Consider the following 8,246-nt stretch of genomic DNA (forward strand, 5'->3'; position numbering starts at 1 on the left):
AATTTCACTGCGGCAAACAATTGAAGGAGCAAGTCTATAACGAAGAGTTGTTCTATGAGCCGACTTTTCCTCTAATTCTGCATATATCTGTTGAGCGAAGTGGTGTTCATTGAAAGGGGAAATAGCATCCTTGATTGTCTCAATGATTTCCTCTCCACATTGTGATTTGGCATCTTGAAGACTGATTATTGATGGCATAGTCTGATTGTTATTCGTATCTGCTAAAACCCAATGTTAATAGATATGGCCAATGATTGAATATACGAACCCGTGGAAATGTGTGCAAGTATGCAGATGCTTTTATTTACCGCACCAAAGTAGAACTACCGACCGATTTACGGGCTTTACATTGTTCACTCATCAAAGTGCGATTTGTTCCTCAGCAGATGATGATAATGTTGCGCAAAGCGGTGCGATTCATCACGCACGTATTGCAGCAGCCGTAAGCCGTACGAATGGCGGCTCAGACGCCGCGGTTCGGTTTCGCCGGGCACGAAGACTTCTTCTTCGCGCTTGGCGAGTGAAATCGTAAACGGTGGATCGACACCCAGTTCCTGCATCGCGGTCATAGCCGCGTTGAGTTGGCCTTTGCCGCCGTCGATCAATAGAATATCGGGGAAGCTTTCCCCTTCCTGATGCAATCGCCGAATGCGACGGCTGACCACTTCACGAATCGAGGCATAATCGTCGATGCCTTTGACGGTCCGGATTTTGAAACGTTTATAGCCATGTTTGAAAGGCAAGCCGTCGATGAATTGCACCAGACTCGCCACCGTTTCGCCTCCCTGTAAATGTGCGATGTCGACCCCTTCGATCCGGCGGGGCAGGTCGGGAAGCTGGAAGACTTTTTTCAATCCCTGCATCCCCTTTTTCGGGTCGATGTAAAACACTTCGGGCTGCGCATGATCTTCCAGATTGCCGCGCTCATGCAGACTGTCCAGCAACTGAATTTCATCCCGCAGCCGCGCCGCCGTTTCGTAGTTCTTTTCTTCCGAGGCCGCCTGCATCTCTTTTTTCATCTCGTTGAGCAGGCGGTCTTTTTTACCATCCAGAAACAGTTTCAGCTTATTGATATCTTTGCGATAGTCCTCTTTACTGATCCGCAAATTACAGGGAGCCGTACATTGATTGATGCTATGCAACAGGCAAGGGCGGAACCATCGCCATTTTTCGTCGCCGTCTTCAATGTCCAGAGAACAATTTCGAAAGCGGAAGATTTTCTGCAAAACGGTGATTGTACCCCGCAGCTGCTTGGCGTTGGTAAACGGGCCGTACAGCTTGGTCCCTTTGCTTTGTGGCGTGCGTGTGAATTCCACGCGGGGAAAGTCTTCACGCGTGGTGATTTCGAGGTAGGGAAACGTTTTGTCGTCTTTGAGTTCGGAATTGAATCGCGGTCGAGTATCCTTGATGAGCCGGGCTTCCAGCAGCAGCGCATCGACTTCAGTATCTGTATCCAGAAAATCGATGTCCGCAATTTCGGTGACCAATTCTGCCGTCCGCCGATCAACGGCGGCAGCCTGTGTGAAATAGCTCGATGCGCGGCTTTTCAGATTAACCGCTTTGCCAATGTAAATCACGCGTCCCTGGGCATCTTTCATCAGATACACGCCGGGGGTAGTAGGAAAGGTGCGCACTTTTTCCTGAGGTGTCTGCGCAGCTGCCTCCGTCGCCGGAATCACCGGTTCTGTCGGCAAAGATTCGCTCTCAGGAAGAGGATCTGTATCAGACACGTCATCAGTTTCCTGAAAAGCATCGAAGGTGATCGGGGAATACGCTGGGATTTTGAATTATAGATGATCAACTGCAAAATCAGAAGGTGCGATTTTCTTCAATCATCTGTTTCACGACTTCCCGTCGATCTCCGGTTGTTTCCATGATCTCCAACTGTCGTTTGGCGCCGGATTTGTGAATCAGATCATAGATCCCGTTTAATTCGTCCGTACACTTCAATCGTTCCGACATCGGGCTAACCAGCTCCACCAGATGTTTCGTGGAATCATGGACCGAGAACAGATCATAGCTGTCGCTATTCACTAAGCTGGCATCAATTCCATAACGCGTGGCCCGCCATTTATTTTGCTGGACCATCATGGGATGATGCTGCAGTTGATAAGCACCTTCATCGATTTCATCGGATATGCATTTGACGAGACATTGCACGAACGCGGTCAGTGACAATACTTGATCCAGATTGGCGGGCATGTCGCAGACACGGATTTCCACGGTGCCGAAGTTATGATGCGGGCGAATGTCCCACCAGATTTCGCGAATCGTATTGATGAAACCGGTGCTGATTAAGTGATTGATGAGCCACGTGTATTCGCTCCAGTTACGCATGGTGGGCGGCAATCCCGCGGTGGGCAAACCTTCCATGATTTTGGAACGATTCGAATGCAGGCCCGTGTTACGACCTTCCCAGAAGGGAGAGTTCGAAGAGAGCGCCAACAGTAAAGGCAGGTATCTCAACATGCGGTCGCAAACCATGACGGCTTTATCACCGGAATCGACGCCGACATGGATATGTAATCCAAAGGTGACCAGTCGGCGCGCGACATCCTGCATCAGGTCGACCAGTTCGTAGTAGCGATCGTTGACCGTAATTTCCTGATCGCGCCAGGAAGAAAAAGGATGAGTCGCGGCCCAGAACAATTTCAGCCCCAGTTTGTCGGCAGCCGCGTTGACATCTTTCAGTTTGCCTGTCAGATCTTCACGAACATCCGCAACCGTGCGGCAGATTCCCGTATTGATTTCGAGATAACTCTGCATCAATTCCGGTTTGACAGATTTCGCCGTTTCTTCCGGAAGCTGCGCCAGTAACTCCATGATGGAACTTGAGAGGGCAAATGTTTCTGCATTCACCATCTGCAATTCCAGTTCCACACCCAGAGTCGGGTAATCATTTCTTGCAAAAGAAATTGTTCCCATATGCTTAATGACCTTTTTTGATGATGTTTGGGTTCAATGAGAGTAAGAGCGCCGTCTGCAATAGAATACGACTGCCCAGCGCCAGCGAACGTTCGTCGATGTCGAAGTAAGGCGAATGCAAAAACGCGTTATTCTGATTCGGCTTCGCACAACCCAACCGTAACATCGACCCGGGACTAGATTCCTGATAGATCGAAAAATCTTCTCCCCCCATACTGGGTAAATCAATCAGACCCACCTGTTGATCTCCCAGCACGTCTTTTGATGCTTGTTCCAAAGTAGCCGTGATTGAGGAATCATTGACGACCGCAGGTAAGGGAGATTTGAAAAGAATTTCGATTCTGGTCCCGGTACTCAATGCAATTCCCTGAGCAATCTCCTCAATTTTTTTATGGAGAACATCCCGGGAATGATCGTTGGTCGAACGTAGCGACCCCTTCAGTAATGCAATTTCAGGAATCACATTCGGTGCCTGCCCGGAGGTGATTTGCCCGATCGTAAAGACGGCGGGCGTTCGCGAGTCGATGGAACGAGGCAGATTCTGATACAGGCTGGAGACTAACTGGGCGGCCGTGGTAATCGGATCATTTCCATGATGAGGCCGCGCCGCATGACCGCCGGTACCATGAATCTCGAAGTGAACTTCATCGCAAAAAGCGGTCATCACGCCGTAACGGACCTTTGCCATTCCCGCATCAATTTCAGGATCCATATGCAAGCCGATAATGGCGGATACGTTTTTCATGACCCCTTGTTCGACCATCCAGCGTGCACCCAGGCAGATTTCTTCGGCAGGCTGAAAAATTAATCGCAAGCGGAGTCCCTGATTTGGCCAGTCTTTGTCGTACGTCGCTGCAACTTTGCTGGCACTCAGCGCCACCCCTAAGACGATCGCCGTATGTGCATCATGACCACAGAGATGGCCGACACCCGGATTGTGTGAGCAGTAATCGACCTCTTTTTGATCGGTAATCCGCAAGGCATCGATATCCCCACGAATGGCAATCAGCGGGGAATCGGGGCCCGGCGTTCCCAAAGTCAAATCGACAGTCACGCCAACTTTATTATCCATCAATTGTGGTTCATGACCGAGTTCGCGCAACGTTTCACAAATCAGTTGTGAAGTCTTGAATTCTTCGCCACTGACTTCCGGATTTTTATGTAGTGTGCGCCGTATGTCGATTAACGTAGGCTCAAGCTCGCTCAGTTCTCGTTCCAGTTGCTTTGAGGTCGACTGATAAGAGGCTTTGATTTCGGACTGATCGAGAGAAAATGATGCCACTGAAAGCTCCGGTGGTGCTAGCCAGGATTGAAATAGACCGTCCTTATTACAGCCTATTAATCGCAGACTGAGATGGAAAACTCGTATTTATACTTCTTATTTTAATAAGATTAAGGTTATCATAAAGGTTTAACGTACAAACTAAAGAGTTCAGCAAAAAAATAAATAGAATCACAGTGCACAAAATGATTCATTCAAGGCACCTTGAGTACAGGAAGCAGCTAGATGAAAGAAATCAACTCGGATCGTCGTAATCTACTCAAAGGGGCCGTAGCCACTTCGCTGGCGTCGCTGGCTGGGAATCTCTCCTTGAACACCGCGCAGGCAGCTGGCGCGGATCCCGATTTAATCCACCGCGAAAATTTGAAAGAGGGTTCCGCCGACTGGCAATTGACTCGTGTGCAGCTCGATAAACGCGCGGGTTTTCGTGCCCCCAAAATCGAAGGCTATTGTTCGAAGCAGAGTGTCGCAGCCGGGGATAAACTGGATATTATGGTTTCCACGCGTCCCGCACAGGAATTCAAAATTGAAATCTTTCGCACGGGTTACTATGACGGGCGCGGTGCACGATTGATGAAAACGATAGGTCCCTTGCAAGGCAAACCACAGCCTGTGCCAAAACCGGGTAAAAAGAATTTGCATGAATGTCATTGGGAATCTGCTGTTTCGCTGACGATACCGGATGACTGGACCAGTGGCGTTTATCTGGGACGCCTCTCAACGCTCAAAGATAAAACCGGGCACGGCTATTGGCAAAGTTATGTCGTATTCATTGTGAAGGATGATCGTCCCGCGGATATTCTGTTTCAATGTTCTGACAATACCTGGCAAGCCTATAACAGATGGCCAGACAATTACTCGGTTTATACGGATCCCAAAGGAAATCAGGGACCCTGGGCCGACGTGAGTTTCGATCGCCCTTATGCCAAGTATGCGCAGATTTACGAGAACCCGCAGTCCGTAGGATCCGGTGAATGGCTCTGCTTTGAATTTCCGTTTGCCTATTGGCTGGAAAAGCACGGCTATGATGTGAGCTATTGTTCCAACAGTGATATGGTAACTCCCGAGCGTGGCTTGAAATGCAAATCGTTTTTATCCGTAGGCCACGATGAATACTGGGACATTAAACAGTATAACTCGGTCGTCAAAATGCGCGATGCAGGAGTCAATCTGTTATTCTTTTCCGGCAACTCAGTCTGCTGGGTCACACCCCTGTTGGACAGTACCGACGGGCGACCAAAACGAATTATGTTTCGCGGTGGTCCCTATGGCGGGAAATACAAATACGCAGAAGCCCGCGAACGTGATAACGGCCCGTTTCCCCACCGCGGTCCCGATGAAGGTTATCTGATGGGCTCCCGGAATGTTGACCCGGTCAACGGGGGCGGCGACTGGGTATGCGAACTGCCCGATCACTGGATCTTTGAAAAGACCGGTATGAAAAAAGGCGATTCCATTCCCGGCTTGATCGGCTGGGAATATCACGGTGATCCGCCAACCGATATCCCCGGTCTGGAAATCGTCGCGAAAGGCACCGCATTACAGGGCGGCGTGAATCCACAGCAGTGGACCGCAACCATCTATCCCGGCCCTAAAAAGAATTTTGTGTTCAATGCCTCAACGATCTTCTGGTGTCAAGATCTCTCCAGTCCACCCGGGCATATGCTTCCCTGGTCACACTGGTCAAGACCACATGGACCAGATGATCGAGTGCAGCAGATCACGCATAATATCATGCGCCGCGCGATTTCCTGATTAGTCATCCGGTAAATATCAAGCACGCGAGCGAGGTTGTGTTGCATCGCGCTTGCGTGCTGTTTTAAGAAATTAAGAGGCGAGGTTATTGATCCAACTTCTCAATGCGGGCAACGTGCCGCCCGCCTTCGAAGGGCGTCTTTAGCCAGATATCGATAATTTCATAGACATCGTGCATTGATACCATCCTCTCCCCGATTGAGATCATGTTTGCATTGTTATGCATACGGCCCAGGCGGGCAGACTTTTCATTCCAGCAGACCGCACAGCGAACGCCCTTGATCCGATTGGCGGCGATCGCTTCGCCGTTACCCGAACCGCCAATAACAATGCCCCGATCGAACTTTCCTTCTGCAACTGCTTTTGCCGCCGGAAAAACAAAGTCCGGATAATCCACCGACTCCGTGGAGTCAGTCCCGATGTCTTCCACCTGAAAACCCGCTTTAGTAAGGTGTTCAATGATCCGTCGTTTATACCGGTAGCCGGCATGGTCCGACGCAATCACGATTTTTTTGACCGGTTGTTCTGCGGGAGCGGGCGAAGTCATTCGATTAAAATTCTAGTTTTGTTAAGACCGAATTGTCACGTACTTGAAGCGCTGGTTCTGCAGCCGAGTGGCGTCAGAAACCAACAAGATCAGGTTTGCGCTCAAGCACGTAGGAATAAAAATGAAAGTAGGAAATTCAGATGTACTATTTACCGATACGATAGAGTTGTGTTTTCGTTCGAATTAACAAAGTGTCGTCGGCAACCGCAAATGAAGCCAGTGTTGGCGCTTTGAGGTCGTTGCGACCAATCTCCCGGTATTTTTTACCCGCGGCAATCACTGTGGTTTCGCCTGCTTCGCTCTGGAAGTAAATCTTCCCATTTGCATACAGAGGTGAAGAAGAGTAGTTTCCGCCCACTCGTTCTTTCCAGACGAGTTCGCCTGACTTGGCATCGAAACACTGGGCGATCCCTTTATCGCTGATCGCATACAATTCATCGTCAACCACGATTAAGGAGGGAGTATGGGGAATCTGGCTTTTGTTCGACCATGCCAGATGCGTATCAGTCACATCTCCCTTACCATCCGGGCGAATCGCCAGCAGTGAAGGGCGATCATAACTGGTGGTCACGAAGATCAGACCATGGCTAAAAACCGGACGGGGGATCACAGAATATCCCGTATATTTCAATTGCCAGATTTCTTTACCATCTTCAGGTGAATGGCCGGAAATCACATCCGTTCCCGGAGCGACAATTTGCTGCTTGCCATTCACGGTAATCAGTAAGGGAGTTCCAAAGGAAAACTTTTTACGACCATCAACATTACGCTCGACTTTCCAGACAATCTTACCTGTATTCCGATCGAGGGCTGCGATGAAATTTGCTCCTTTGCCATCACAGATAATGACCAGCTTGTCATCAACAATAATCGGCGAGCCACCATTGCCGTGCTGCATCTGGTATTTGAGTTCGTTTGTTTTCCAGATGACATCGCCGTCTAGTGTCAGGCAGGCGGTTCCATGAGTTCCAAAATGAACGTAAATCACTTTGCCATCCGAAATCGGCGTGGGGCTGGCATGGCTGTTCTTCTTGTGAATCCGTTGTGCGGTCTCTTTCGTCTGATGGAAAATCTCTTTTTTCCAGAGAATCTTACCACTCTCCAGATTAAGGCAGATCAGTTGCAGACTTTGATCGGGAGAGGTTTCAGATTCGGAAGAGACCGCCGACGTGACATACACTTTTTTGCCTACAACGATGGGTGATGACCAGCCCACACCCGGAATGTCCGTTTTCCACAGCACGTTCTCCGTAGGAGTCCAAGTCGTGGGTAAGGCTTTACCTGTAGAATGACCCTGTCCGGTAGGGCCGCGGAACTCAAACCATTCTTCCGCACTGAGCTGCTGAGACGACAGATAAGTCACCATTGATAGAATGCAGATGCTGGCAATTTTGAAAACACTCACGTCAGCAAGTCCTCCTGTTTGAGGCTGGGGATGTGTACCTATGTGTAATTAAAGTTTTGTTAATGATTTAATTCTGGCACAATGGACTAAGTCTGGCAAGTATTGCGGGCTGTCTCAAGAGCGTGTCGGGCAAGATATTTCGGCCCGAAAAAGATTTCACCGGGAATTCAAAGATTTGAGGAGGTAGTTCATTGACACTTTGAGGGGGACGGATATGATTAACGAACCTGATTTATTTCCGGTGGGCGAAAATTGTTCGCACATTGGTTTTAAATAGAGTTCTTTGACAAAATGGTTGGTGGCCCCAAATTTTAAGAGTGGAAGCCGGTACG

At 49.3% G+C, this 8,246-nt stretch carries 7 protein-coding genes; 1 reads left to right on the forward strand and 6 read right to left on the reverse strand.

Going from position 1 to position 8,246, the window contains the following annotated elements:
• The 4 genes from Q0668_RS03165 to Q0668_RS03180 form a co-directional block, all read right to left on the reverse strand.
• A partial coding sequence (locus Q0668_RS03165) for a hypothetical protein (RefSeq protein ID WP_298859849.1) occupies positions 1-198 on the reverse strand: 198 nt, incomplete at its 3' end.
• A 155-nt stretch (positions 199-353) separates the two neighbouring features.
• Entirely contained in the window at positions 354-1,694 is a 1,341-nt protein-coding gene (locus Q0668_RS03170) for an excinuclease ABC subunit UvrC (RefSeq protein ID WP_366918863.1), read from the reverse strand.
• Positions 1,695-1,809: 115 nt separating this feature from the next.
• A complete protein-coding gene (locus tag Q0668_RS03175) occupies positions 1,810-2,925 on the reverse strand; it encodes a YbdK family carboxylate-amine ligase (RefSeq protein WP_298859853.1) in 1,116 nt (371 codons plus the stop codon).
• Between the two features lie 4 nt (positions 2,926-2,929).
• Complete coding sequence (locus Q0668_RS03180; protein WP_298859855.1) at positions 2,930-4,207, reverse strand: M20 family metallopeptidase; 1,278 nt, start codon at positions 4,205-4,207, stop codon at positions 2,930-2,932.
• 225 nt (positions 4,208-4,432) lie between these two features.
• Between Q0668_RS03180 and Q0668_RS03185 the strand changes: the two genes are divergently transcribed.
• Positions 4,433-5,962 carry a N,N-dimethylformamidase beta subunit family domain-containing protein gene (locus tag Q0668_RS03185; RefSeq protein ID WP_298859857.1) on the forward strand — a complete coding sequence of 510 codons (1,530 nt, stop codon included), beginning with the start codon at positions 4,433-4,435 and terminating at the stop codon, positions 5,960-5,962.
• An 85-nt stretch (positions 5,963-6,047) separates the two neighbouring features.
• On the opposite strand, the gene rpiB is transcribed toward Q0668_RS03185, so the two are convergent.
• Positions 6,048-6,509 (reverse strand): ribose 5-phosphate isomerase B, encoded by a 462-nt coding sequence (gene rpiB / locus Q0668_RS03190; RefSeq protein WP_298859859.1) that lies wholly within the window; start codon positions 6,507-6,509, stop codon positions 6,048-6,050.
• A gap of 145 nt (positions 6,510-6,654) precedes the next feature.
• A complete protein-coding gene (locus Q0668_RS03195) occupies positions 6,655-7,914 on the reverse strand; it encodes a PQQ-binding-like beta-propeller repeat protein (RefSeq protein ID WP_298859861.1) in 1,260 nt (419 codons plus the stop codon).
• Positions 7,915-8,246: the final 332 nt, after the last annotated feature.

The sequence above is a fragment of the uncultured Gimesia sp. genome (assembly GCF_937910335.1).
In the GTDB taxonomy this organism is placed as follows: Bacteria; Planctomycetota; Planctomycetia; order Planctomycetales; family Planctomycetaceae; genus Gimesia.